This window comes from Pseudomonas sp. Ma2-10, from assembly GCF_054330215.1.
Window position 1 is genome coordinate 37,821 of the sequence record NZ_JBTEYL010000024.1, and the last position, 25,794, is coordinate 63,614.

The following is a 25,794-nucleotide window of genomic DNA, read 5'->3' on the forward strand; positions in this document are numbered from 1 at the left end:
CAGTAGCTTCAAAGCGTCGAACACTATTTGTTCGCGCAGACGATCAGCCCAAGGAGCAGAAACAATGAATGAGATTGCACACACGACGGCTGCCGCTGCCGAGCAGGTTTCTACAGAACAACACCTGCGCCAGGAGCTCGCAGCCTGCTATCGATTGATCGCGCACTTTCGCATGAGTGACCTGATTTTCACCCACATCTCGGTGCGTCTGCCGGGGCCTGAACATCACTTCCTGATCAATCCCTATGGGTTGATGTTCGACGAAATCACCGCCTCCAGCCTGGTCAAGATCGACCTCGATGGCCGTGCGGTGGAGGCGTCGCCGTATCCGGTCAACCCGGCGGGCTTCGTGATTCACAGCGCCATCCACGGTGCCCGCGAAGATGCGCAGTGCGTGCTGCATACCCACACCAGGGCCGGTTGCGCGGTGGCGGCGTTGAAGTGCGGGTTATTGCCGGTGAATCAGATTTCCATGGAGTTCTACGAACGGGTCGCTTATCACGATTATGAAGGCGTGGCGCTGGATCTTGGCGAACAGCAGCGACTGGTCCATGACCTGGGTGGCAAGACGGTGCTGATGCTGCGCAACCATGGTTTGTTGACCGTCGGTGAAAGCGTCGGCGAGGCATTTCTGCGCATGTACTACCTGGAAAAAGCCTGCGAGATCCAATTGGCGGCACAGGCCTGCGGCGAACTGGTGCTGCCACCCGCGGCCGTTTGCGAGCACACCGAGCGCCAGTTCAACGAGCCGGGTCGGCCATTGGCGGAGGGCGAGTTGAGCGATTCGGACGGAGTGCAGCTGGCATGGGCGGCGTTGTTGCGGTTGGCGGATCGAGTGGCGCCAGGTTATCGGGATTGAGCGCAACTCCCGCTCCGAGCACAGGCCCCTGTGGCGAGGGAGCTTGCTCCCGTTCGGCTGCGAAGCAGTCGTAAACCGGCTGATCGAGTACTACTGACGAAACGCGTTGGCCGTCTTTAGGGCCGCTGCGCGCGCCAGCGGGAGCAAGCTCCCTCGCCACTATCTGCGATCCTGCTGTACAGTCGTTCAGCTCAGTGGCTGCAAAAGACCAGCCCAACGACTGTCCCAAGGAGATGTACCACCATGACCCAGGAAGCCCGCTTTTCCCGAATGGAGCCGGAGTTGCGCAAGGCCAACCTGATCGAGGCGACGCTGGTGTGCCTCAAGCGCCATGGCTTCCAGGGGGCTTCGATCCGCAAGATATCGGCTGAGGCGGGGGTTTCGGTCGGGTTGATCAGCCATCACTACTCCGGCAAGGATGAACTGGTGGCGGAGGCCTATATGGCGGTCACCGGGCGGGTCATGAGCCTGTTACGCGACGCCATGGAGCAAGCCGCACCCAATGCCCGCGAGCGTCTGTCGGCGTTTTTTCGCGCGTCGTTCTCGGCCGAATTGCTGGATCCGCAACTGCTGGATGCCTGGCTGGCGTTCTGGGGCGCGGTAAAGACCGCCGAAGCGATCAACCTCGCCCATGAGCATTCCTATGGTGAATACCGCAGCGAATTGCGCAAGGTGCTCAACGATCTGGCTCGGCAAGAGGGTTGGGAGGCTTTCGATGCCGACCTTGCCGCCATCAGCCTGAGCGCGCTGCTCGACGGCTTGTGGCTGGAGTCGGGACTCAACCCTGGCACCTTCACCCCGAGCCAGGGCGTGCAGATCTGCGAAGCCTGGGTCGACGGTTTGCAGGCAGGCGGTCGCCAGCGTTTCCGGTTGCAGACAGAGGGCTGTTGATCGATCGTTCAGCAATAGCTACTCTCTGCCGCTGAAGCTGGACAAATTCTAATAAGAAACACGCCCTTCGGGCATATGCAGGACACCAAGCGATGACTCCTCGGGTACTGATCGTCGACGACGATCCGCTGATTCGCGAACTCCTTCACGCCTATCTTTCACAGGAAGGCTACGACGTGCACTGCGCCGCGACAGCGGAGCTGGCCGAAACCTTTCTGGCGACCAACACTGTCGACCTGGTGATGCTGGACATCCGCCTTCCGGGCAAGGATGGCCTGACCCTGACCCGCGAGCTGCGCGTGCGCTCGGAAGTCGGGATCATCCTGATTACCGGGCGCAATGACGAAATCGACCGCATCGTCGGCCTCGAATGCGGCGCCGATGATTACGTGATCAAACCCCTCAATCCACGTGAACTGGTGTCGCGGGCGAAGAACCTGGTGCGCCGGGTTCGCCATGCCCAGCTGCAGCAGCCGGCCCCGGCGCTGGCGCGTCAGGTCAAACAGTTCGCTGCGTGGGGATTGGACACCGATCGCCGACGCTTGATCGATCATGCCGGTGGCGAAACCCTGCTGACCCATGGCGAGTTCCAGTTGCTCAGTGTGTTCCTGCGCAACAGCGGGCATACCTTGAGCCGCGACCAGTTGATGGATCAGATCCGCAACCGTGAATGGGTACCCAACGACCGTTCCATCGACGTGCTGGTCGGGCGCTTGCGGCGCAAGTTGCATGACGATCCCGCCGAGCCGCAATTGATCATTACCATCCATGGCGCCGGCTATCTGTTCACCGCCAGCGTGGCAGCCTGAACCCTATGTTGCGACTGCTTTGGTTACTCCTGGCACTGGCGGGCACAACTGCGGGGGCCGAGAAAATTCGCTACTGCGATTATCCGGTCTACCCGCCGATTTCCTGGAGCGACGGAAAACAGGTGCGCGGCCTGGCGCCCAGTGTGGTGAAGAAACTGTTTGGCAACCTGGGGTATGAGGTCGAGATCGTCGTGCTGGGCAACTGGCAGCGCTGCCTGCTGGACGCCGCCGAAGGCCGGGTCGACGTGGTCCTGGCCTACAGCACGGCGCAGCGTGAACAGAGCATGCGTTTCTCGACAGTGCCGGTGTTGCGCGAAGAGGTCGCGGTGTTCGTCAACCGCCAACACCCGGTGAAGTTTGAACGGCTCGAAGACCTCGGCAATTACCGCGGCGGCCTGCTGTTTGGTGAAAGCTATGGCCTGGACTTCGATCGCTTCGTTGCCCGGCACGGCAATATCGAATGGGTATCCGACAGTCGACAGAACTTCGGCAAGCTGATTCGCGGCCGGATCGACTTCATCACCCAGGAGCGGCGCACTGGGCAGCTGTTCGTGGAAAACCTGCCGGGTGCCGCAGACATCCAGGCGTTGCCCAATTCATTAAGCGTCGACTATTTGCGGATCGCTGTATCGCGACGTTCCGCGCTGGCCGAGCGCATGCCGGCGATCGACGCCGAACTGCAGCGGATGGTCGACGCGGGCGAGATCGAACGCTGGCTGAACGAAAGTGAAGCCACCTATCGCGACATGATCAAGCTGCCGGCGGACGCGCAATGACCCGCGTCAGTCCTGGCGGCCTGTTGCGACGCCTGCTGCTGTTCATCCTGCTATTCAGCCTGTGCTTCACCATCCTCGCCAGCACCGTGCAGCTGTATTTCGAGTACCGCCGTGAAATGCGCGATATCGATTCGCGCATGGAGCTGATCCGCGCCGGCTACCTGGCAAGCCTGGAGCGCAGCCTCTGGGATCTGAACCAGGAGCAGTTGAATGTGCAACTACGCGGCCTGGTGGACTTTTCCGATGTCGCCCGGGTGCGTTTGCGCAGCCTTGATTTCAACCTGCTGCAAGGCAACGCCGCGCCGGTCGGCCCGCTGCGTATCGAGCGTTTCGAGCTGAACTATCAGCCGCCGGCCGGCCCGTCGCGGCATCTGGGCGAGCTGGAAGTCAGTATCGACCTGGGCGCGGTGTATCGCCGGTTGTACGCCACCGGGCTGACCAGCCTGCTGTGGATGAGCGTATTCCTCTGCGGTCTGGCGGTGGCGCTGTCGGGGTTGTTCTACCGACTGGTGACCCGGCACTTGCAGGTTATGGCCGATTTTGCCCGGCGCATTGCCGCCGGTGACTGGCATGAACCTTTGCGCCTGGACAAAAGCAGCGCCGGCAGCGATGACGAAATCGACACCGTGGCCCACGCACTGGATGACATGCGCCGGGCGATTCTCAGCGATATCGACCGTCGCGAAGTCGACCGCCTGGCGCTGCAGGACAAGCGCGACGAACTGCAGAAAATGGTCGAGCGGCGCACCGCCAGTCTACTGCGGGCCAAGGAGGAGGCCGAAGCGGCCAATCTCGCCAAGTCGCGCTTCCTCGCCACCATGAGCCATGAATTGCGCACTCCGCTCAACGGCATTCTCGGCATGGCCCAGTTGCTGCGCGGAGCGAGCCTCGACGAGCGCTATGGCAAACGCCTGGAGGCGTTGTACAAAGCCGGCGAAGGCCTGCTGACGATTCTCAACGAAGTGCTGTACTTCGCCCGGCTGGAAGAGGGTGAAAGCCATCCGGAACGGGTCGATTTCTCCCTCAGGCAACTGCTCGATGAGGTGTTGACGCTGCTTGAACCGCGAGGGCTGAGCAATGGCACGCAACTGCATTGTCGGGTTGATCCGCAGGTCGCCGATCGTTGCCATGGCGCCGAGCAGTTTTTGCGTCAGGTGTTGAGCAATCTACTGGCCAACGCCATCAAGTTCACCGAGGCGGGGCAGATCAGGGTTGAGGTCGCGCTGCTGGCTGCGGGCGATCAGTCGACGGGACAGCGCCTGCGTTTCAGCGTGACCGACAATGGCATCGGCATCGCGGCGTCGGTGCAGGAAAAGATCTTCGAGCGCTTCACCCAGGCCAGCGAAGACGTGACCCAACGCTATGGCGGCACCGGGCTCGGATTGGCCATCAGTAAACACCTGGTGCAATTGCTCGGCGGGCGCATCGGTGTCGACAGCAAGGAGGGGCAGGGCAGTTGCTTCTGGTTCGAGCTGACCCTGCAACCGGCCCTGGCCGCTGCCAATCTCACGCTTGCCAGTGTGCCGGGCCAGGCCCGGAACATTCTGGTGGTCGAAGATGTGGCGCTGAACCGCGAGGTGGTCAGCGGCCTGCTGGAGCGCGACGGGCATCGGGTCAGCCTCGCGGAAGATGCCGAGCAAGCCCTGGAACTCTGCCGCAGGCAATCCTTCGAATTGATTCTGCTTGATGTGCATCTGCCGGGCTTGAGTGGCGTCGAACTGTGCAGGCTGATCCGCAGCACACCAGGGCCCAATCAACACAGCCGGGTCTTCGCCCTGACCGCCAGTGTGCAGCCGGCGCTGATTCGCGGTTATCTGGATGCCGGAATGCAGGGCATTCTCGCCAAGCCGCTGAAGCTCGAAAACCTGCGCCAGGCATTGGCCGGTGAATCGCCGATGCCCGAGCCGGCGCTGGATAATCAGATGATGGACTGGCAGTTGCTGCACACCCATCGCAGCTTGCTCGGCGAGCAGAAACTTCAGGGCCTGCTGGGGGTGCTGCGCGACTCGATTGCCCAGCACCGCGTGGCGCTTGTGGAAGCCATTGAGGCCGGTGACTGTACCGAGGTTGCGAACCTGGCCCACCGTTTGGCCGGGAGCAGCGATTCATTGGGCTTTCGCGCCTTGGCCGAGGTCTTGCACGCCCTGGAGGCGGCGGCACTGAGCAACGATACCGCAGCGGTACAGGCGTTGGTGCCACGGTTTCATGGGGTGTTGCAGGGTTCGCAGGGAGTGCTGGCGGAGGTTTTGAATGCCTGACATACAAAATCGTTACGACTTTTTACAACTTTGATCTTCAGGTTCAACGCGAACTTACATGGCTTTCCAATAATCGGCACAACCGCGCCGGACGCGGTCTTCGAAGCTTATTGGAGATAATAATAATGAACTGCCGTAAAGCTGATCTTTCCCCGCGCGATGACCTCCTGTCATCCGCCGCGCACCTCGCCCAGTCTTGAGAGGTGCCGTCATGAGCGAATCTATCGAACCTAAAGGCATACAGCTGACCCGGGCCTTGAAAAGCCGGCACATTTTCATGCTGTCGCTGGGCGGGGTCATCGGCACCGGGCTGTTCATGGGCTCGGGCGTTACCATCAACCAGGGCGGTCCGATGGGGGCGATTCTGGCTTACCTGGTGGCTGGCTTCCTGATGTACCTGGTGATGGTTTGCCTCGGCGAGCTGTCGGTGCAGATGCCGGTGTCCGGCTCGTTCCAGACCCATGCCACCCAGTACATCGGACCGGCCACCGGTTTCATGATCGGCTGGGTGTACTGGATGAGCTGGGCGACCACCGTCGGCCTGGAATTCACCGCGGCGGGCATGTTGATGGTGCGCTGGTTCCCGGACATCCCTATCTGGTATTGGTCGGCGCTGTTCGTGGTGGTGTTGTTCGGGCTGAACGCCCTGGCCACTCGCGCTTTCGGTGAAGCGGAATACTGGTTTTCCGGGATCAAGGTGGCGGCGATCCTCGGCTTTATCATCGTCGGCGTGCTGGTGATTTTCGGCGCGATACCGCTGACCAGCGGCGCCCCGGCACCGATGATGACCAACCTGATCGGTGACTCGCTGTTCCCCAACGGTCTGTCGGCGGTGTTCGCGGTGATGATGACCGTGGTCTATGCCTTTCAGGGCTGTGAAATTATGGGCGTTGCCGCGGGCGAAACCGACCAGCCGGAGAAGAGCATCCCCAAGGCGGTGCGCAACGTGGTGTTCCGCGTGCTGATCTTCTATGTGCTGGCGATCGTGGTGCTGTCGGCCATCGTCCCGTGGCAGCAGGCCGGCTTGATGGAAAGCCCTTTTGTGCAGGTGTTCGACATGGTCGGCATTCCTTACGCCGCCGACCTGATGAACTTCGTGATCCTCACCGCGATTCTCTCGGTGGGTAACTCCGGCCTGTACGCCTCGACGCGGATCCTCTGGGCGATGTCGAAAACCGGCATGGCCCCGAAAAGCCTCTCGCCCTTGAGTTCTCGCGGCGTGCCGTTGCGGGCGCTGAGCATCACCCTGTGCTTTGCGCTGGTGTCGCTGCTGACCAGCTTCATTGCCGCCGACACCCTGTTCATGGTGTTGATGGCCGTCAGCGGCATGGCCGGTACCGTGACCTGGATTGTGATCGCCCTGGCGCAATACAAATTCCGTCGCGCCTACCTCAAGGAGGGCGGCAAGCTCAGCGATCTGAAATACCGTGCACCCTGGTTCCCGTTCCTGCCGCTGCTGTGCATCGCCTTGTGCTGCTCGCTGTTCGTGTTCCTGGCGCTGGACGAGACGCAGCGTCCGTCGCTGTATTGGGGCTTTGGCTTTATCGCCATCTGCTACGGCGCTTACTTCATGACCAACCGCAAACGCCAGGCGGCATTGGCGCAGACCCTGCCAACGGTCTAGGCCAGAAAACGCAGGACTAACTGTAGCGAGCTTGCTCGCGATAGCGGACTGACAGTCAATATCACTGTTGAATGTTAGCCCGTCATCGCGAGCAAGCTCGCTCCTACATTGGATTTCACCATCCCCGCAAGCAGCCCCGTAGTCAGTTGTTCAAAGATGTAACAACTTTTCCGTCGGTTATCTGAAATCTATAATTTTTACCTTTTAAAACAATAAGTTATTAAATTTTCAGGGCGGTTGCAGACCTCCCTGTCGCAGGGTTGCCGCCTTACTGAACAGTCGTTTAGTATGGTCGGCATGACGGTCCCCCCTCATGCCAAACACAATAATTCGAGGACTCGTATGACTACTCAATCTTCTCTACTCAGCCAGGTCGAAGCGGGCGTTGCCTGGATCACGCTCAACCGTGCCGCGCAACGCAACGCGCTGGACATTCCGACGCTGAGAAGCCTTCACGCCTTGCTCGATCAATTCAACGTCGATCCGGCAGTGCGGGTCATCGTGCTGACCGGAACCGGTCGCAGTTTCTGTGCCGGTGCCGACCTCGCCGAATGGGCCGAAGCCGAGGCGCGCGGTGCGCTGGAAAGCTACGGCTGGACAGAAACTGCCCACGCCATGATGAGCCGTCTGTACAGCCTCGATAAACCGACCATCGCCGCGATCAACGGCACCGCCGTCGGTGCCGGGATGGATTTGACCCTGTGCTGCGATTTGCGCGTTGCCGCGCAGTCCGCCCGGTTCAAGGCCGGTTACACCAGCATGGCCTACTCACCGGATGCCGGTGCCAGCTGGCATCTGCCGCGTCTGATCGGCACCGAGCAGGCCAAGCGTCTGCTGTTCCTCGATGAACTCTGGAGTGCCGATCGCGCCTTGGCGGCCGGCCTGGTCAGCGAAGTCTGCGCCGATGAGCAACTGCTGAGCATGGCTGGCGAACTGGCCGCACGCCTGGCCAGCGGACCGACCTTTGCCTTTGTCCAGACCAAGAAACTGATGCGTGAAGGCGCCCAGCGCAGCCTGCCGGAACAACTGAGCGCGGAACTCGCCGCCGGTTTGCTCTGTGGTCGCAGTGAAGACGGCGCCGAAGCCTTGCGCGCGGCGATGGAAAAACGCCCGCCTGTCTTTGCTGGCAAATAGGGTTGGCAACCAGGCGCGGCTTTGCAGCCCACGAATAAAACCTCATCGAACACCCGGTTATCGAAGAGCAGGTAGCGTTATGAATTTCCAGCTGACCCAAGAACAAGAAATGTTGGTGGATGCGGTTCGCAGTTTTGTCGCCAAGGAACTGCTGCCCCATGAAGACGCGGTCGATCGCGCCGATGAAGTCTCCCCGGAACTGGCTGCACAGATTCGCGGCAAGGCTGTGGCGGCAGGTTTCTATGCCTTCAACATGCCGGAAGAAGTCGGCGGCGGCGGGCTCGACTACCTGTCCCAGGCGCTGATCGAACGTGAACTGTCCAAGGTTTCATGGGCGCTGCATGTGTTTGTCGCACGCCCGTCGAAAATCCTCATGGCCTGCACCGGCCAGCAGATTCAGGACTATCTGCTGCCGTGCATCCAGGGTGAAAAGATCGACTGCTTCGCACTCACCGAGCCGGGCGCCGGCTCCGATGCCAATGCGATCAAAACCCGCGCCGTACGCGAGGGTGATGATTTTGTGTTGAACGGCAGCAAACACTTCATCAGCCATGCCGGACACGCCGATTTCGCGATTGTCTTCGCCGTGACCGATACCTACCAACACAATGGTCGCCAGCGCAACGCCGTGACTTCGTTCCTGGTCGACCGGGACACGCCGGGCATGACCATCCGCCGCGGACCAAAATGCGTCAGCAACCGTGGTTATCACACCTATGAAATGTTCTTCGACGACTGCCGCGTACCGGCCTCCAAAGTGCTGGGCGAAGTCGGCAAGGGTTGGGACGTGGCTAACGCCTGGCTGACCGCCGGACGGGTGATGGTCGCCGCCAACTGCGTTGGTCAGGCCCAACGTGCGTTGGACGTTTCGCTGCAATGGGCGGCGGATCGCAAGCAGTTCGGTCAACCCATTGGCACCTTTCAAGGGGTGTCGTTCAAGCTGGCCGACATGGCCACGCAAATCCGCGCTGCCGAACTGATGACCCTGCACACCGCCTGGAAAATGGATCAAGGCAGCATGACCGACGGCGAAGCCGGGATGGCCAAGTTGTTCGCCAGTGAAGTGCTGGGTCGCGTGGCTGACGAAGCGGTGCAGATTCTCGGTGGCATGGGCTTGATGGACGAAGGTCCGGTGGAGCGCATCTGGCGCAACGCCCGGATCGAGCGGATCTGGGAAGGCACCTCGGAGATCCAGCGCCACATCATTTCCCGCGAGCTGCTGCGGCCGCTGCTGCGCTGATCGGGTCGGAGAACACATATGTCCCAACACATTCGCGACAACCTCAAACGCCTGCTCGCGCCGCGCCATCTGGCGTTTATCGGTGGCCGAAGCATGGCCCGCTCGCTCAAGCGCTGTGCTGAGGGCGGCTACCAAGGCCAGATGTGGCTGGTCAACCCGCAGCACGATAGCCTCGAAGGCGTACCCTGTGTGCGTAGCGTTGCAGAGCTGCCTTGCGGGCCGGACGCGGTATTCATTGCCACCAACCGCGAGCTGACCTTGATCTGCGTCGCCGAACTGGCGGCCAAAGGTGCAGGCGGAGCGATTTGCTACGCCTCCGGTTTTGCCGAGACCGGCGCTGAGGGCCAGGCCTTGCAAGACCAGTTGCTGAAGGCTGCTGGCGAGATGGCCTTGCTCGGCCCCAACTGCTACGGCTTGCTCGATTACCTGCACAGCTCGGCGTTGTGGCCGGTCGCCCATGGCGGCAAGACGGTCGAGAAGGGCGTGGCGGTGCTGACTCAGAGCGGCAACTTCGCCTACAACCTGTCCATGAGTGACCGCTCGCTGCCGGTGGCCTACATGGCTTCAGTCGGCAACCAGGCGCAATTGGGCATCGCGGAACTGATGGATGTGTTGCTCGACGAACCGCGCGTCACGGCGATCGGCTTGCATCTGGAAGGTCTGAAGAACGTTCCAGGCTTTGCCCGCGCGGCGCACAAGGCGCTGGAGAAGGGCATTCCGATCATCGCACTGAAAACCGGTGTGTCGCAGATCGGTGCTGAGTTAGCCCTTAGTCACACCAGTTCACTGGCTGGTTCCGATGCGCTGTATGACAGCCTGTTCGATCGCCTCGGAGTGATTCGCGTCTCTGGTCCGGTGAGTTTTGTCGAAACGCTGAAAGCTGCCGCCTGCGGCAATTTACCGGCAGGCAAGAGCCTGATCGCACTGGCCTGTTCCGGTGGCGATGCGGGGCTGATTGCCGACTACGCCGAACGCAACGATTTGAGCCTGCCCAAACTCGACGAAAGCCAACGCGTCGAGCTGGATCAGGTGCTGCCGAGCTACGCTAACCTGGTCAACCCGCTGGATTTCACCACGGCGATTTGGGGCGACCATGAAGCGCTGGACAAGATGCTCGACAGCGCCCTGCGCACTGAAGCAGACGCCGCCGTGTTGGTGCTCGATTACCCGTCGGAAGCCACCGGTGAACGCAAGGAATGTGATCTGCTGTTGGAGCTGTACTGCTCGGCGTTGACCCGTCACGGCAAGATCGGATTCGTCACCTCAGCCTTTCCCGAACTGCTTCCGGCCAGCGCCCGCGAGCGTCTGCACGTTCGCGGTGTGGCGGCATTGCAAGGTGTGGAAGATGGTTTGGCCGCGTGGGGCCGGATCGCCGGTTATCAACAGAATCGTCAGGCATTGCTGGCACTCGGTGAGTCGGCGTTGGTGCCGATTTGTCCACGGGCGCTGGAAGGTGAGGGGCAGTTGCTGGATGAGTGGCAGTCCAAACAAGCCTTGCGTGCCTTTGGCCTCCCGACGCCGCAAAGCCTGTTGAGTACCCCAGGAGACGTGCTGACAGCGGCGAACTCCCTGGGTTATCCACTGGTGCTCAAGGCGGTCAGCGCTCAGCTACCGCACAAGACCGAAGCCGGTGCCGTGGCGCTGAACCTGCGCGATGAGCAGGCGCTGAGTGACGCCCTGGAACTGATGCGCGCCCGGATCGCCGGCTACGCACCGGGCGTGCCGTTCGATCAGGTACTGCTGGAGCGCATGGCAACCCCGCCCTTGGCCGAGTTGATCGTGGGTATCAAGCGCGAAACCCGGTTCGGCCTGGCGCTGGTCATCGGTGCCGGGGGGATTCTGGTGGAACTGCTCAAGGACAGCCGCAGCCTGTTGTTGCCGACCACTGACGGGGCCATTCGCAAGGCATTGCTGAGCTTGCGCAGCGCTCCGTTGCTGCAAGGGTTTCGTGGTCGCGAAGCGGCGGATCTGGATGCGCTGGTGGTCGCGATCCGGGCTGTAGCGGACTACGCCTGTGAGAACGCCGGGCAGTTGCTCGAACTCGATGTGAATCCATTGTTGGTCGGTGCCCAAGGCACCATTGCGGTCGACGCGTTGATACGCCTCGACCAAGCCTGAGGATCTGAGCATGCAAAGCAAAACCTTGACCGGCGGCCAGACCCTGGTGCGGCTGTTGGCCAATTACGGCGTTGACACCGTGTTCGGCATTCCTGGCGTGCATACCCTGGAGTTGTATCGCGGCTTGCCCGGCAGTGGCATTCGCCATGTGCTGACCCGTCACGAGCAAGGGGCCGGTTTCATGGCCGACGGCTATGCGCGGGTCAGCGGCAAGCCGGGGGTGTGCTTCATCATCACCGGCCCCGGCGTGACCAATGCCGCGACCGCGATCGGCCAGGCTTACGCCGACTCGATCCCGATGCTGGTGATTTCCAGCGTCAACCACACGGCAAGCCTTGGCAAAGGCTGGGGCTGCCTGCACGAAACCCAGGATCAGCGCGCCATGACCGCGCCGATCACTGCGTTTTCCGCGGTGGCCTTGAGTGCCGAGGATTTGCCCGAACTGATCGCCCGTGCTTATGCGGTGTTCGACAGCGAGCGTCCGCGTCCGGTGCATATTTCGGTGCCGCTGGATGTGCTGGCCGCGCCCGTAACGCGTGACTGGAGCAACGAAGTAGTGCGCCGTCCCGGACGCGGCGTACCGGCCGCCGAGGCGCTGGATCAGGCGGTGGCGAAACTGCAGGCGGCACGCCGGCCGATGATCATTGCTGGTGGCGGTGCGCTGAATGCGGCGCAGGCGCTCGAGGCCTTGAGCACACAGTTGGCTGCGCCGTTTTTCAGCAGCGTTGCCGGCAAGGGTTTGTTACCGCCGGATGCGCCACTGAATGCCGGTTCCACCTTGTGCGTGGAACCCGGCTGGAAGCTGATCGCCGAAGCCGATGTGGTGCTCGCGGTGGGCACGGAGATGGCCGACACCGACTATTGGCGTGAGCGTCTGCCGCTGAATGCCGAGCTGCTGCGGGTGGATATCGACTCGCGCAAGTTCAACGATTTTTACCCATGCGCCGTTGCCTTGCAGGGCGATGCACAGCAAACCGTCGCGGCCTTGCTGGCGCGTCTGCCGGAACCGGTGCGCGACGCCAGTGCCGCCAGCGCCGCCATCGCAGCAGTCGACACCTTGCGTAAAGCGGTCAAGGCCGGCCACGGCGCCTTGCAGTCGATCCATCAGGCGATTCTCGACCGCGTCTCGGCCGAACTGCCGGACAACGCCTTTATCAGCAGCGACATGACCCAACTGGCCTACACCGGCAACTACGCCTTCAGCAGCAATGCGCCGCGCAGTTGGCTGCATCCGACTGGCTACGGCACCTTGGGTTACGGCTTGCCAGCGGGTATCGGGGCCAAGTTCGGTGCGCCGAATCGGCCCGGATTGGTGTTAGTTGGCGACGGCGGTTTTCTCTACACCGCACAAGAGTTGGCGACGGCTGTAGAAGAGCTGGACAGCCCACTGGTGGTGCTCCTTTGGAACAACGACGCCTTGGGGCAGATCCGCGACGACATGATCGGGTTGGATATCGAGCCCATTGGCGTACTGCCGCGCAACCCGGACTTTGCTGCGTTGGGCCGTGCCTTCGGCTGCACCGTGACCCAACCGCAGAGCCTGGATCAATTGCAAACCGACCTGCGTGCCGGTTTCAGCCGAAACGGCGTGACTCTGATCGAACTCAAGCACGCCTGCGCGCTGGTCGGTTAAACCATTTATAAGGAACAAATCCTCATGCGTTTTTCCGATCTGACCCAACGTATCTCGGGCGACGGCGCTGCCGCCTGGGAAATTCATTACCGGGCCCTGGCACTTCAGGAGCAGGGCCAGGACATTCTGCTGCTCTCGGTAGGCGACCCGGATTTCGATACCCCGGTGCCGATCGTGCAAGCGGCTATCGATAGCTTGCTGGCGGGCAATACCCATTACGCCGAAGTACGCGGCAAGCGTGCCTTGCGTGAAAGTATCGCCAGACGCCATCGGCAACGCAGCGGCCAACTGGTCGATGCCGATCAGGTGGTGGTGCTGGCCGGCGCGCAATGTGCGTTATTCAGCGTCGCCCAGTGCGTGCTCAATCCCGGCGATGAAGTGATCGTCGCCGAGCCGATGTACGTCACCTATGAAGCGGTGTTCGGTGCCTGCGGCTCGGTGGTGATTCCGGTGCCGGTGCGCTCCGAGAACGGCTTTCGGGTGTTGCCTGAAGACGTCGCTGCGCGTATTACCCCGCGCACTCGGGCGCTGGCGCTGAACAGCCCGCACAACCCGTCCGGCGCCAGCCTGCCGCGCAACACCTGGCAGGCGCTGGCCGAGCTGTGCATCGCCCATGACCTGTGGCTGATTTCCGATGAGGTCTACAGCGAGCTGTTGTTCGAAGGCGAACACCTCAGCCCGGCCAGTCTGCCAGGCATGGCCGAGCGCACCGCGACCCTCAACAGCCTGTCGAAATCCCACGCCATGACCGGCTGGCGCGTCGGCTGGGTGGTCGCGCCGCCGTCACTCGCCGGGCATCTGGAAAACCTCGCGCTGTGCATGCTCTACGGTTCACCGGATTTTATTCAGGACGCCGCGGTGGTCGCCCTGGAAACCCGACTGCCGGAACTCGAAGCCATGCGCCTGGCCTATCGCCAGCGCCGGGACCTGGTCTGCGAATGCCTGGCCGACTGCCCTGGTGTGCGTGCCCTGAAGCCCGATGGCGGGATGTTCGTGATGGTCGACATCCGCGAAACCGGGCTCAGCGCCCAGGCCTTCGCCGTCCGCCTGCTGGATCGACACGGAGTCTCGGTGCTGGCCGGTGAAGCGTTCGGCCCGAGTGCCGCCGGGCATATTCGCCTGGGGCTGGTACTTGGCACCGAACCGCTGCGCGATGCCTGTCAGCGGATTGCCCGCTGCGCCAATGAACTGATGGAGACACGGGTTGATGCGTAAATACACGGCTCTATTTATCGACGGCGCCTGGCGGACACCTTCTGGCCAGGGCCTGGCCGAGGTGATCAATCCGGCCACTGAACACGTCGCAGGCGTGGTGCCGTTGGGCGACGAGCGTGATGTCGAGCGCGCGGTGGCCGCAGCACGGCAGGCATTCGGTCCATGGTCGCGAACCTCGTCCAGCGTGCGTGCAGCTTATATCCGCGCACTGGTCGAGCAACTGCGAGCGCGGGCGGACGAGATGGCGGCGGTGATCACTGCCGAACTCGGCATGCCGGTGCAATGGTGCCGCTCGGTGCAGGTCGAGGGGCCAATCGCCGGGTTGGAACACTACATCGAAATCGCCGGGCTGCTGGATGAGGTGCGCGAGGTCGGCAACTCCCTGGTGATTCGCGAGCCGGTCGGCGTCTGCGCGTTCATCAATCCGTGGAATTACCCGCTGCATCAGTTGATCGGCAAACTCGCGCCAGCGCTGGCGGCTGGTTGCACGGTGGTGGTCAAGCCGAGTCAGGAAACCCCGCTGCACGCCTTCTTGCTGGCCGAAATGATCGAAGCCATCGGCCTGCCGCCCGGGGTGTTTAACCTGGTCAGCGGGCCGGGTTCGAAGGTCGGTGAAGCGTTGGCCAAACACCCGGACGTGGACATGGTGTCATTCACCGGCTCCACCGGCGCTGGCGTGCGCGTGGCGCAGGCGGCAGCGCCTTCGGTCAAACGGGTCTGTCTGGAACTGGGCGGCAAGTCGCCGTTGCTGATCGGCGAAGATGCCGATCTCGCGGCGGCTGTGCGCTACGGCGTGCAAGACGTGATGATCAACTCTGGACAGACCTGCACCGCCTTGACCCGCATGTTGCTGCCCGCCAGCCGCTATGCCGAGGCGTTGGAGCTGGCCTTGGCAGAGACGCAAAGCCTGCGCATGGGCGATCCGCTCGACCCGCAGAGCTTCCTGGGGCCGATGTGCTCGGCGGCGCAGCGACGTACCGTACGGGACTACATACAAGTCGGTCAGCAAGAGGGCGCACGCCTGCTGTGTGGCGGTGAAACAGCCGACGAGTTCGAGCGCGGTTTTTACCTCAAGCCAACGCTGTTTGCCGACGTCGATAATCGGATGCGCATTGCCCAGGAAGAAATCTTCGGCCCGGTGCTGTGCCTGATTCCCTATGCGGATGAAGCCCAGGCCATACAAATCGCCAATGACTCGCCGTTCGGCCTGTCCAGCGGCGTATGGGCCGGTAGCACCGAGCGCGGACTCGGGCTGGCGCGGCAGATGCGCGCCGGGCAGTGCTTTATCAACGGCGCGGCGTTCAACTATCAGGCGCCGTTTGGCGGCTACAAACAGTCAGGCAATGGTCGCGAGTGGGGTGAAGAAGGGCTGGCCGAGTTTGTCGAAGTGAAGGCGATGCAGCTGTGATCTAGCCATGAGCGCGCGCGGGCCGCAGGCCTTTATAGCGTTATACCTGACCACCTTGATGTTGCAGGTGGCGGCGGGGTTGCTCAACTCCTGGGTCGCCTTGCGCATGGTGGCGCTGGGCAATAGCGGCCTGGTGATCGGCTCGCTGATGGCGGTGAATGCCCTCGGGCTGGTGGTCGGTGGGCTCAGTGGCTACTGGCTGGTGGCCCGCCTGGGGCATGTGCGGGCCTTTGCCTTATGCGGCGCGCTGGCGATCGCGGCAAGCCTGGGCCATGACTTCAGCAGTTGGCTGCCGCTCTGGCTGCTGTTGCGGTTTCTGGTCGGGCTGGCGCTGATGACCATGTACATCGTGCTGGAAAGCTGGCTCAACGAACAGGCCCCCAATGGACAGCGGGGCAGGGTGCTGGCCTGGTACATGACCGCCTCCTTCCTCGGGCTGATCGGTGGTCAGCTGGGTCTGAGCCTGGATGGCGCGGCCAGTCGGGCGTTGCTCGATCTGGTGGTGATTTGCTTCGCCTTGTGTCTAGTGCCCGTCAGTTTTACCCAGCGCCTGCCGCCGACCAGCGTTACGCCGCAGGCCCGGCTGCGACCGCTGGGGTTTGTGCGACGGATCCCCCAGGCGCTGTTGACAATCCTGCTGACCGGGCTGCTTTCCGGTGCCTTCCATGGCCTGGCGCCGGTTTACGCCAGTCAGCAGGGGCTGGATCCGGGGTCGGTCGGGCTGTTTATGGCGACCTGCCTGGCGGCCGGATTGTTGGCTCAGTTCCCATTGGGGCTGTTGTCCGACCGCTTTCCCCGGCCGCGACTGATTCGCCTGTTTGCGCTGATTTTGGCGTTGGGTTGCTTGCCGTTGCTGTGGACGCCGGTCAGCCTCCCATTGTTGCTGGGCTGTGGTTTTGCGATCGGGCTGGTGCAGTTCTCGCTGTACCCGCTGGCGCTGGGCCTGGCCAACGACCGGGTGGAAAGCCATGAGCGGGTGTCGCTGGCAGCGACCATGCTGGTGGCTTTCGGCCTGGGCTCCAGTATCGGCCCGTTGTTTGCCGGGGCGGCGATGGAGTTGTTCGGCGCTCGAGCGCTGTACGGCTTTTGTGTCCTGTGCGCGGTATTGCTCGGTTGGCTGGTGCGCGAGGGGCAGGAGGCTGAATCCTGTGCAGAAACAGCGCCTTTGTAGGCGCTGGCGAAGCCTGCGATCTTTTTGGCGGGCGACGCATTGTAAAGATCAAAAGATCGCAGCCTGCGGCAGCTCCAGGGGGCCGTTGTCAGGCTCTGTCGCGGTTTTCCAGTGGAGTATCGAAGGCCACGAACAACTGGTCGGCGGTGATGTTTCCCAGGTCCAGCCGCATGTTGTTTTCCAGCATGGCGAAGAGGCGGGTGAACACTTCGAACACCTTGCAATGGTCTTCCATGCCGGAGAACGGGTTGTCGATTTTCTCGGCGATCAGCGAGCTTTCCTGCACCGCGTCATAGACCTCGCGCAGGGTGATTTCATTCGCGGGCCTGGCCAGGGTCAGCCCGCCTTTGGCGCCGCGCCAGGACTTGAGAATGTCGGCCTTGACCATCTGCGAAACCAGATTGCGCACTCGCGTCGGGTGGGTCTTTACCCACTTGGCAATGGTTTCGGTGCGCAGTTTCTGCGGTGCGTTGGCGGCAACGAACGACAGGATGTAAGAAGCGGTGATCAATCGGGTCGACTGGCTCATGAGGCGAAAGGCTCCCTGTAAAAACCGGATTATTCCATCGATGAAAAATACCCGTCAGGGCATGGAATTTACGTTGTGAAGTCGTTAATGTATTTGTTACGGTAACAATTATGAATACTAGCAGCTTCGGTAGGACCTTCGAATCATTTTCTCTGCAACTGTTCAGGGGCAATGCAATGAGCGATAACAAAAACAAGATTACTCACGCAATTCATGACTGCAATCTTCCTCGTCGGGATTTCCTCAAAGGCAGCGCCGCCGCCGGCCTGGTGGCCGCTGCGTTTTCTCTGGGTCTACCGTTCGGAGCCTTCGCCCAGGAAGCCACGCCCAAGCCGGGCGGCGTGCTGCGCCTTGGCCTGGCGGGTGGCAGCACCACCGACTCGCTGGACCCGGGTTCCTGGAGCGATACGTTCACCTTCGTCGGCTTCTCGGCGGTGTACAACACCCTGAGCGAAATTGCCGTGGATGGCACGGCGATTCCCGAGCTCGCCGAGAGCTGGGAGTCGTCGCCGGATGCGCGGATCTGGACCTTCAAACTGCGCCAGGGCGTGACCTTCCACAACGGCAAGAGCTTGACCGTCGAAGACGTCGTAGCGTCGATCAATCACCACCTGGGAGAGAAATCCACCTCGGCGGCCAAGACCGTCCTTGGGGATGTCGCCCAGGTGCACGCACAGGGCGCTGATGCAGTGGTCTTCGAGCTGCATTCGGGTAACGCCGACTTCTCCTATGTGGTGGCCGATTACCACTTGGTGATCATGCCGAGCAAGGACGGTGTTGCCGATTGGCGAGCAGGCGTTGGCACCGGCGGTTATCGCCTCAAGGCATTCGATCCGGGCGTGCGCATGGCACTGGAACGCAGCCCCGATTACTGGAAACCAGGCCGGGCGCATTTCGCCAGCGCCGAATTGATCGGCATTGCCGACGGCGCGGCGCGGATCAATGCGCTGGTGACCGGGCAGGTCGATGTGATCAACAAGGTCGACCTGAAAACCGTGGCGCTGCTCAAGCGCAATCCGAATCTGGTGATCGAGGAAACCAAAGGCGCGCAGCACTACACCTTCCCGATGCTGTGCGACAGCCAGGACTTCAAGAACAACGACATCCGCCTGGCGATGAAACACGCCGTCAACCGTGAAACCTTGTTGGCCTTGGTGCTGCACGGCTATGGCCTGGTCGGCAACGATCATCCGATCCAGCCCGGCAGCCGTTTTATCAATACCGCGCTGGAGCAGCGCAGCTATGACCCGGACAAGTCGCGTTTCCACCTGCGCAAGGCTGGCGTCGAGTCGCTCAAGGTCCGCCTGCAAGCGTCCGACGCTGCTTATACCGGTGCGGTGGACGCCTCGGTGTTGTTCAAGGAGCAGGCGCGCCAGGCCGGGATCGATATCGATGTGGTGCGCGAGCCGGCGGACGGCTTCTTCTCCAACGTCTGGATGAAGCAACCCTTCACTACTTCATTCTGGTACAGCAGCCTGACCGCCGACCGCATGTTCAGCATCGGTTACGCCAAGGGCGCTGCCTGGAACGAAACCCATTGGGACAACGGACGCTTCAATCAGCTGCTGAACGCCGCCCGGGGCGAGATGAACGATCCGCTGCGCCGCGAGATGTACAACGAAATGCAGGCGCTGTGTCGTGACGATGGCGGGGCGATTGTGCCGTTGTTCGCCAGCTCCGTGGCCGCCCGTTCGAAGCGCGTCAGTCATGGCGAGCTCACCGCGCCTTACGGCGAACTGGATGGTCTGCGGGTCATCGAGCGCTGGTGGCAAGCCTGAGCATCTGATCGTTGATGGCCGACCTGCGCGCAGGTCGGCGATCCCTGCGCCATCTCGGAGGATCCTGCGGTGAATAGTATTTTCAAGCTGCTGTTGCAGCGCCTGGCCCTGGGCCTGTTGTCGTTGTTTGCGGTGTCGGTGATTATTTTTATGGCGGTCGGCATGCTGCCAGGCGATATCGCCCAGGCCATGCTTGGCCAGTCGGCGACGGCCGAAACCGTGGCGGCCTTCCGTGCCCAGTTAGGGCTGGATCTGCCACCGTTTACTCGCTTCGTGCAGTGGATCTGGCAGTTGCTGCAAGGTGACCTCGGGGTCTCGCTGGCCAACCAGCGGCCGATCGCCGAGTTGATCGGCGCGCGGTTGGGCAACACCCTCAGTCTGGCGGCATTGGCGGCGCTGGTGTCGGTGCCGTTGGCGCTGGTGCTGGGGATGCTCGCGGCCTTGTATCGCAACAGCTGGTTCGACCGCCTGCTCAATACCTCGGCACTGAGTGCGGTGTCGTTCCCGGAGTTTTTCGTCGCCTACCTGCTGATTCTGCTGTTTGCGGTGAAGCTCGACTGGTTTCCGAGCATCTCCAATCTGGCGCCGGATGCGTCCTTCGGCACGGTGCTGGAACGCTCGGTCTTGCCGGTGGCGACCCTGAGCCTGGTGGTAATCGCGCAGATGATGCGCATGACCCGCGCGTCCTTGATCAACTTGCTGGCCAGCCCCTATATCGAAATGGCCCGGCTCAAGGGCATCAGCCAGTCGCGGATCATCTTCCGCCATGCCTTGCCCAACGCGCTGGCGCCGATCGTCAACGTGGTGGCGTTGAACCTCGCGTACCTGGTGGTCGGTGTGGTGGTGGTCGAGGTGGTGTTCGTTTATCCGGGCCTTGGTCAGTTGCTGGTGGACTCGGTGGCCAAACGCGACATTCCGGTGGTCCAGGCCTGCAGCCTGATCTTTGCCGCGACCTACATCCTGCTCAATACCACGGCCGATGTACTGTCCATCGCCAGCAACCCACGCCTGATGCATCCGAAGGGGTAGAACATGAGCCTGCTCAAAGAACTGGCCCGGGCACCGCTGAGTGCGAAGTTCGGGATTCTGGTCATCGTTGTTTACATCCTGGTGGCGCTGTTCGCCCCGGTACTGGCGCCCTATGGCGAAACCGAAGTGGTCGGCGAGGGCTTTGCGCCCTGGAGCGGGCAGTTTCTGCTGGGCACCGACAACCTCGGTCGCGATATGTTCAGCCGGCTGGTGTATGGCGCCCGCAACACCTTGGGCATCGCCTTTCTCACCACCGTGCTGGCGTTTCTGCTCGGTGGCTTGAGCGGCTTGATCGCGGCGATCAAGGGCGGTTGGGTCGATCAAGGCTTGTCGCGAGTAGTCGACATCCTGATGGCCATTCCGCAACTGATCTTCGCCTTGCTGATTCTCAGTGTGGTCGGCACCACGGCCACCTCCCTGGTGCTGGTGATCGCATTGCTGGATGCCACCCGGGTGTTTCGTCTGTCACGGGCAGTGGCCATGAACGTGGAGGTTCAAGACTTCGTCGAGGCGGCGCGGCTGCGGGGCGAGGGCTTGTGGTGGCTGGTGACCCGCGAAGTGTTGCCCAACGCCGCCGCACCGCTGATTGCCGAATTCGGCCTGCGTTTCTGTTTCGTCTTCCTGTTTATCAGTGCGCTGTCATTCCTCGGCCTGGGCATTCAGCCACCGACTGCCGACTGGGGCAGCATGGTCCGGGACAACGCGGTGCTGATCACCTTCGGCGACGTCAGCCCGCTGCTGCCGGCTCTGGCGGTGGCGTTGATTACGGTAAGCGTCAACTTCGTCGTCGACTGGATGCTGCACAAATCCAGCGGCCTCAAGGAGTGCTGAACATGCACCAACCATCGCGCAACAACGACCAGCCGCTGCTGGAAATCCGTGACCTGCATATCGAAGGTCATTACGAAGACGCCTGGCATCCCCTGATCAAAGGCATCGACCTGACCCTGCAACGCGGCGAGGTGCTGGGCCTGATCGGCGAGTCGGGTGCCGGTAAGTCGACCCTGGGCCTGGCGGCCATGGGCTATGCCCGTGACGGCTGCAAGATTACCGGCGGCTCGGTGCGCTTCGACGGTATGGAACTGTTGCAGGCCAAGCCCGAAACCCTGCGCAAACTGCGAGGCCTGCGCATCGCCTACGTGGCGCAAAGTGCCGCGGCATCGTTCAACCCGGCGCATCGGCTGATCGATCAACACGTGGAAACGGCGGTCAACAATGGCGGTGTCAGCCGCGCTCAGGCCGAAGCCGAAGCGGTGGAGCTGTACCGCGTGTTGCGCCTGCCCAATCCCGAGCAGATCGGTCAACGTTATCCGCATCAGGTGTCGGGCGGGCAACTGCAACGGGTGATGACCGCCATGGCCATGGCCTGCCATCCGGACCTGATCATCTTCGACGAACCGACCACGGCCCTCGACGTCACCACCCAGATCGAAGTGCTGGCGGCGATTCGCGACGCGGTCGCGCAATTCGGCAGTGCGGCGATCTATATCAGCCATGACCTGGCCGTTGTCGCGCAAATGGCCGATCGGATCATGGTGCTGCGCCACGGCAAGCTGGTGGAGGAAGCCGAGACTCGCCAAATGCTTCGTGACCCGCAGGAGGACTACACCAAGTCACTGTGGGCGGTGCGCAGCTTTCGCACCGAGCCCAAGCCGTGCCCGCAACAGGAAGTGCCGTTGCTGGAGCTGCGCCAGGCCTGCGCCAGCTACGGTCATCAGCCGGTACTACACGATGTTTCGCTGAGCCTGTATCGCGGCCAGACCCTGGCCGTGATTGGTGAGTCTGGTAGTGGCAAGAGTTCGACGGCGCGGTTGATTACCGGCCTGCTGCAACCGACTTCCGGTCAGGTGCTGTATGGCGGCGAACCCCTGCCGGCGGACTTCCGTCAGCGCAGCAAGGAGCAGTTGCGACGGGTCCAGATGATCTACCAGATCCCGGACACTGCCTTGAATCCTCGTCAGCGGATTGTCGACATCATCGGTCGACCATTGACGTTTTACCTCGGCCTGAAGGGCAAGGCCCTGCGCGCGCGAGTGGCCGAGTTGCTGGAGATGATCGAACTGGATCCGGCGACGTTCATGGAGCGTCAGCCCCGTGAGTTGTCCGGCGGGCAGAAGCAACGCATCTGCATTGCCCGGGCGCTGGCGGCCAATCCGCAGTTGATCATTTGCGACGAAGTGACCTCGGCGCTCGATCAACTGGTGGCCGAGGGCGTTCTGAAGTTACTCAATCGTATTCAGCAGCAGCTCGGCGTTGCTTACCTGTTCATTACCCACGATGTCGCCACCGTTCGGGCGATTGCCGATGAGGTGGTGGTGATGCAGCGCGGAAGGGTGGTCGACCACGGTTCTCGCAGCGCGATCTTCACCCCGCCGCATCAGGACTACACCGGCCTGCTGTTTTCATCCGAACCGGAAATGGACCCTGACTGGTTGGATCACCTGCTCGCCCAGCGCGCAGGCCAACTTACGCCTTCCAAGCTTGAAAACGTCTAAGGAATTACCATGAAAGTACTGATTGTCCACGCCCATCCCGAACCAAACTCTTTCACCGCCGCCCTGCGCGATCAAGCGGTAGAAACCTTGAAGACCCAAGGGCATGAAGTGCAGGTCAGTGACCTGTATGCAATGAACTGGAACCCGGTGGCCAGCGCCGAGGACTTCTCCTCACGGGAGAATCCGCACTATCTGGTCTATGCCCTGGAGCAGCGTCTGGGCGTTAAAAGCCAGTCGCTGGCGGCGGATATCCAGCAAGAACTGGACAAGCTGCTGTGGGCCGACCTACTGATCCTCAACTTTCCGATTTTTTGGTTCTCGGCGCCGGCCATACTCAAGGGCTGGATCGACCGGGTACTGGTATCGGGAGTCTGCTACGGCGGCAAGCGCTTCTACGACCAGGGCGGTCTCAGTGGCAAGCAGGCGCTGGTGACGGTGACCTTGGGCGGACGCGAGCACATGTTTGGCGAGGGTGCGATTCATGGCCCGCTGGAAGACATGCTGCGGCCGATCCTGCGCGGCACCCTGGCCTATGTCGGATTCGAGGTACTGGAGCCGTTCGTGGCCTGGCATGTACCGTACATCAGCGACGATGCTCGCAAGGACTTCCTGCATTGCTATCAGCAACGCCTGGAAAACATCGTCGACGACCAACCCATTGAGTTTCCTCGCTTGTCGCAGTTCGATGATGCGCTTTATCCGTTGCCCGGCCAGCGGGTGGCTGGCTGAGTCGCTTGCGCAAAGAAGCCATTCTCATGGCCGCCACCGCCAATCAGCTGCCAGCTTCGCTACAGCGATCGTCGTGGGTTTCTATACCCGTCTGGCTTGCGATGCTTGGCGTACGATTGTCTCTCCCTGGCTCAAGCTTACGGCAACGCAGCGGCTGCTCTGTGCTGCCCCAGCTCTTGGGTAATCTCCTTGACCACCTGGTTGATTTCTGCCAGCAGCCATTTATGGGCCGTCGCGGCGTGCAGGCGTTAGTGCCAGACTTGGGAGACGGTAAAGCCCTCGACCTCAATCAGTGGGTCGAAGACCTGCAGAGGGGTATGCTTGGTGATGCGCAAAGGCGTCAACTCCCCGATCATGCCGATCATGCCAGTTTGCGAGACGATTATGTGGGCCAGCAGAAAGTGCGGCACCGTCAAGGTGGTGGTGCAGTGTTGACGCCGACGCCGAATTGCCCCATCTCCAAGCGAAACAAAACCAGCACAGACTATAGTTCGCAAGGAATCTGGCTGGGTCAGTGACATCTCGGCCAGTGGGTCAATTCGTCGTCGGTGCGAACACCAGCGCGCAAGCGAGCCAGGTTTTGCCTACACCAGTCGGGCCGCCGATGATCAAATTCAGACCGTCGCGCAGCCATTGGCCGCTGCCCAGTTGCAGGATCAAGGCCTTGTCCAGGCCACGCGGGCTGCGGTAGTCGATGTCTTCCAGACAAGCGTTATGACGCGGTCGGGCGGCTTTGAGTCGAGTGCTCAGGCGGGCGTTTTCGCGCTCGGTCAGCTCGCGGTCGACCATCAGGCCGAGTCGTTCATCGAAGCTCAGGTCATTGATATCGGGCGTTGCGTGTTGCTCGCTCAGCGCCTTGATCATTCCGTGCAGTCGTAGGATTTGCAGCTTGTCGAGTGTCGGATTGGGCAGCTTCTTCGTGCTCCTTTTTCAGTCAGTGGTAGTAGCCGGGGCCGCGTAGGTTGATGTGCTCGTCGGGCAGCAACGGCAGGTTTTGCTGGGCCAGCGGCAGTCGTTCTAGCCCTTGGCGCAGGATCGATTCGAGGCTTTTGTAACTGCATGCGCCCAGTGCCAGCGCACGCTGGCAAGTGGCTTCCAGCCGCTCTTCGCCGTGGTGTTTGCTCAGGCACAGGATGTCCAGGCAGGCGCGGAAGCCGTGCTGCGGGTGGATTCGGCGTTCGAGGATGTGGGCGATAACGCCAGCGGTGTTCGGCCCGGCTTGATCGGCCCAGTGGATCAGCCGTTGCGGCGTCCATTCGGCATGCTCACGGTGGCTCTTGGGCATGTGCTCGGTCTGGGTGGTGTGACGGCCCTTGTGGGGCGAGCGCAAATGGCTACCGCAGCCCGCGCGGCCTGGACAAGTCCCTGATCCTGCAACTGGGCAGCGGCCAATGGCTGCGCGACGGCCTGAACCTGATCATCGGCGGCCCGACGGGCGTAGGCAAAACCTGGCTCGCCTGCGCACTGGCCCACGGCGACGGGCGCTTCGCCAAGCTGATGGCCGGCTACGCCAAGACCGACCTGCTGATCCTGGACTGGGGCTTGGCGCCGTTTACCGCTGCGCAACGGCGCGACATGCTTGAGCTGCTGGATGACCGCTATGGCAACCGCTCGACTCTGGTGACCAGCCAGATGCCGGTGGATAAATGGCATGCGCTGATCGGCGACCCGACCTTGGGCGATGCAATCCTCGACCGGCTGGTGCACAACGCTTATCGGATCGAACTGAAGGGCGAATCGATGCGCAGACGCGCAACGAAATTGACGGCAACAGGGACTTCAGACTAACAATGCAAACCTGCGTCGCTGCGCTCCGACTGCCTGGCCGGATGAGCGTGGAACGGGTGGCCGGATGGCGTGGAATGCGCAGCCATCGCCAAGCACGTATTCGTTGCCCTGTATCTTGCCCATCACCAAGGTATCGTCCATTACTCGCAGTGAGTCCAGCGCAACCATCGTCCCGGTCACCCGGCAAATGGTTTTATCCGGGTGGCGGGCTGGATGATGAACAAAATGCCGGTCCTGAATTCGCTAGATCGGCAGCTGAGCATCAGGATGCTTTACGGCATAAACCGCAACGGGGTCGGACTTGAAACCT

At 61.8% G+C, this 25,794-nt stretch carries 19 protein-coding genes and 4 pseudogenes; 20 read left to right on the forward strand and 3 right to left on the reverse strand.

The features are described from left to right. The first annotated feature begins 64 nt into the window (after nucleotides 1–64). From ACXPVS_RS22460 to ACXPVS_RS22520, 13 genes and pseudogenes are all read left to right on the forward strand, one after another. Entirely contained in the window at nucleotides 65–859 is a 795-nt protein-coding gene (locus ACXPVS_RS22460) for a class II aldolase/adducin family protein (protein WP_458511849.1), read from the forward strand. Nucleotides 860–1,102: 243 nt separating this feature from the next. Beyond that, nucleotides 1,103–1,750, forward strand: a complete 648-nt coding sequence (locus ACXPVS_RS22465; protein WP_458511850.1) for a TetR family transcriptional regulator C-terminal domain-containing protein — start codon at nucleotides 1,103–1,105, stop codon at nucleotides 1,748–1,750. Between the two features lie 92 nt (nucleotides 1,751–1,842). Then, nucleotides 1,843–2,559 (forward strand): response regulator, encoded by a 717-nt coding sequence (locus ACXPVS_RS22470; protein WP_458511851.1) that lies wholly within the window; start codon nucleotides 1,843–1,845, stop codon nucleotides 2,557–2,559. A gap of 5 nt (nucleotides 2,560–2,564) precedes the next feature. Beyond that, nucleotides 2,565–3,335 carry a substrate-binding periplasmic protein gene (locus ACXPVS_RS22475; RefSeq protein ID WP_458511852.1) on the forward strand — a complete coding sequence of 257 codons (771 nt, stop codon included), beginning with the start codon at nucleotides 2,565–2,567 and terminating at the stop codon, nucleotides 3,333–3,335. Continuing rightward, nucleotides 3,332–5,593, forward strand: coding sequence for an ATP-binding protein (locus ACXPVS_RS22480; protein ID WP_458511853.1), 2,262 nt, complete (start codon nucleotides 3,332–3,334; stop codon nucleotides 5,591–5,593). The genes ACXPVS_RS22475 and ACXPVS_RS22480 overlap by 4 nt, the downstream gene beginning before the upstream one ends. Nucleotides 5,594–5,804: 211 nt before the next feature. After that, nucleotides 5,805–7,237 (forward strand): annotated as a pseudogene (locus tag ACXPVS_RS22485) (amino acid permease). Nucleotides 7,238–7,559: 322 nt separating this feature from the next. Then, the gene (locus ACXPVS_RS22490; RefSeq protein ID WP_458511854.1) at nucleotides 7,560–8,351 is read left to right on the forward strand and encodes an enoyl-CoA hydratase/isomerase family protein; all 792 of its coding nucleotides are present in this window, start codon (nucleotides 7,560–7,562) and stop codon (nucleotides 8,349–8,351) included. Between the two features lie 79 nt (nucleotides 8,352–8,430). Further along, on the forward strand, nucleotides 8,431–9,591 hold the full coding sequence (locus tag ACXPVS_RS22495; protein WP_458511855.1) for an acyl-CoA dehydrogenase family protein: 1,161 nt from the start codon (nucleotides 8,431–8,433) through the stop codon (nucleotides 9,589–9,591). A gap of 18 nt (nucleotides 9,592–9,609) precedes the next feature. Next, the gene (locus tag ACXPVS_RS22500) at nucleotides 9,610–11,709 is read left to right on the forward strand and encodes an acetate--CoA ligase family protein (RefSeq protein ID WP_458511856.1); all 2,100 of its coding nucleotides are present in this window, start codon (nucleotides 9,610–9,612) and stop codon (nucleotides 11,707–11,709) included. Nucleotides 11,710–11,719: 10 nt separating this feature from the next. After that, a complete protein-coding gene (locus ACXPVS_RS22505) occupies nucleotides 11,720–13,342 on the forward strand; it encodes a 5-guanidino-2-oxopentanoate decarboxylase (protein ID WP_458511857.1) in 1,623 nt (540 codons plus the stop codon). A 24-nt stretch (nucleotides 13,343–13,366) separates the two neighbouring features. Next, complete coding sequence (locus ACXPVS_RS22510; RefSeq protein WP_458511858.1) at nucleotides 13,367–14,557, forward strand: pyridoxal phosphate-dependent aminotransferase; 1,191 nt, start codon at nucleotides 13,367–13,369, stop codon at nucleotides 14,555–14,557. Then, nucleotides 14,550–15,965: an aldehyde dehydrogenase family protein gene (locus ACXPVS_RS22515; protein ID WP_458511859.1), complete on the forward strand. Its 1,416-nt coding sequence runs from the start codon at nucleotides 14,550–14,552 to the stop codon at nucleotides 15,963–15,965. Before ACXPVS_RS22510 ends, ACXPVS_RS22515 begins: the two co-directional genes overlap by 8 nt. 7 nt (nucleotides 15,966–15,972) lie before the next feature. After that, complete coding sequence (locus ACXPVS_RS22520; RefSeq protein ID WP_458511860.1) at nucleotides 15,973–17,136, forward strand: MFS transporter; 1,164 nt, start codon at nucleotides 15,973–15,975, stop codon at nucleotides 17,134–17,136. An 88-nt stretch (nucleotides 17,137–17,224) separates the two neighbouring features. Here ACXPVS_RS22520 and ACXPVS_RS22525 read toward each other — a convergent pair whose 3' ends face one another. Then, the gene (locus ACXPVS_RS22525; RefSeq protein ID WP_458511861.1) at nucleotides 17,225–17,665 is read right to left on the reverse strand and encodes an Rrf2 family transcriptional regulator; all 441 of its coding nucleotides are present in this window, start codon (nucleotides 17,663–17,665) and stop codon (nucleotides 17,225–17,227) included. A gap of 176 nt (nucleotides 17,666–17,841) precedes the next feature. On the opposite strand from ACXPVS_RS22525, the gene ACXPVS_RS22530 reads away from it, so the two are divergent. From ACXPVS_RS22530 to ACXPVS_RS22555, 6 genes are all read left to right on the forward strand, one after another. Continuing rightward, nucleotides 17,842–19,443, forward strand: coding sequence for an ABC transporter substrate-binding protein (locus tag ACXPVS_RS22530; protein ID WP_458511862.1), 1,602 nt, complete (start codon nucleotides 17,842–17,844; stop codon nucleotides 19,441–19,443). Nucleotides 19,444–19,512: 69 nt separating this feature from the next. Continuing rightward, a complete protein-coding gene (locus ACXPVS_RS22535; RefSeq protein ID WP_458511863.1) occupies nucleotides 19,513–20,472 on the forward strand; it encodes an ABC transporter permease in 960 nt (319 codons plus the stop codon). A gap of 3 nt (nucleotides 20,473–20,475) precedes the next feature. Beyond that, on the forward strand, nucleotides 20,476–21,303 hold the full coding sequence (locus ACXPVS_RS22540; RefSeq protein WP_458511864.1) for an ABC transporter permease: 828 nt from the start codon (nucleotides 20,476–20,478) through the stop codon (nucleotides 21,301–21,303). 2 nt (nucleotides 21,304–21,305) lie between these two features. Beyond that, nucleotides 21,306–22,967 (forward strand): ABC transporter ATP-binding protein, encoded by a 1,662-nt coding sequence (locus tag ACXPVS_RS22545; protein ID WP_458511865.1) that lies wholly within the window; start codon nucleotides 21,306–21,308, stop codon nucleotides 22,965–22,967. 9 nt (nucleotides 22,968–22,976) lie between these two features. Beyond that, a complete protein-coding gene (locus tag ACXPVS_RS22550) occupies nucleotides 22,977–23,696 on the forward strand; it encodes an NAD(P)H-dependent oxidoreductase (RefSeq protein ID WP_458511866.1) in 720 nt (239 codons plus the stop codon). Nucleotides 23,697–23,701: 5 nt separating this feature from the next. Continuing rightward, complete coding sequence (locus tag ACXPVS_RS22555) at nucleotides 23,702–24,214, forward strand: hypothetical protein (RefSeq protein WP_458511867.1); 513 nt, start codon at nucleotides 23,702–23,704, stop codon at nucleotides 24,212–24,214. Nucleotides 24,215–24,254: 40 nt separating this feature from the next. On the opposite strand, the pseudogene ACXPVS_RS22560 reads toward ACXPVS_RS22555, so the two are convergent. Then, nucleotides 24,255–24,608: pseudogene (locus ACXPVS_RS22560) on the reverse strand (ATP-binding protein); the annotation flags it as partial. Between the two features lie 22 nt (nucleotides 24,609–24,630). Next, nucleotides 24,631–25,032, reverse strand: a pseudogene (locus ACXPVS_RS22565) (IS21 family transposase); the annotation flags it as partial. Here ACXPVS_RS22565 and ACXPVS_RS22570 point away from each other — a divergent pair. Further along, nucleotides 25,032–25,484 (forward strand): annotated as a pseudogene (locus ACXPVS_RS22570) (ATP-binding protein); the annotation flags it as partial. The pseudogenes ACXPVS_RS22565 and ACXPVS_RS22570 sit on opposite strands and share 1 nt — an antisense overlap. Between the last annotated feature and the right edge of the window lie 310 nt (nucleotides 25,485–25,794).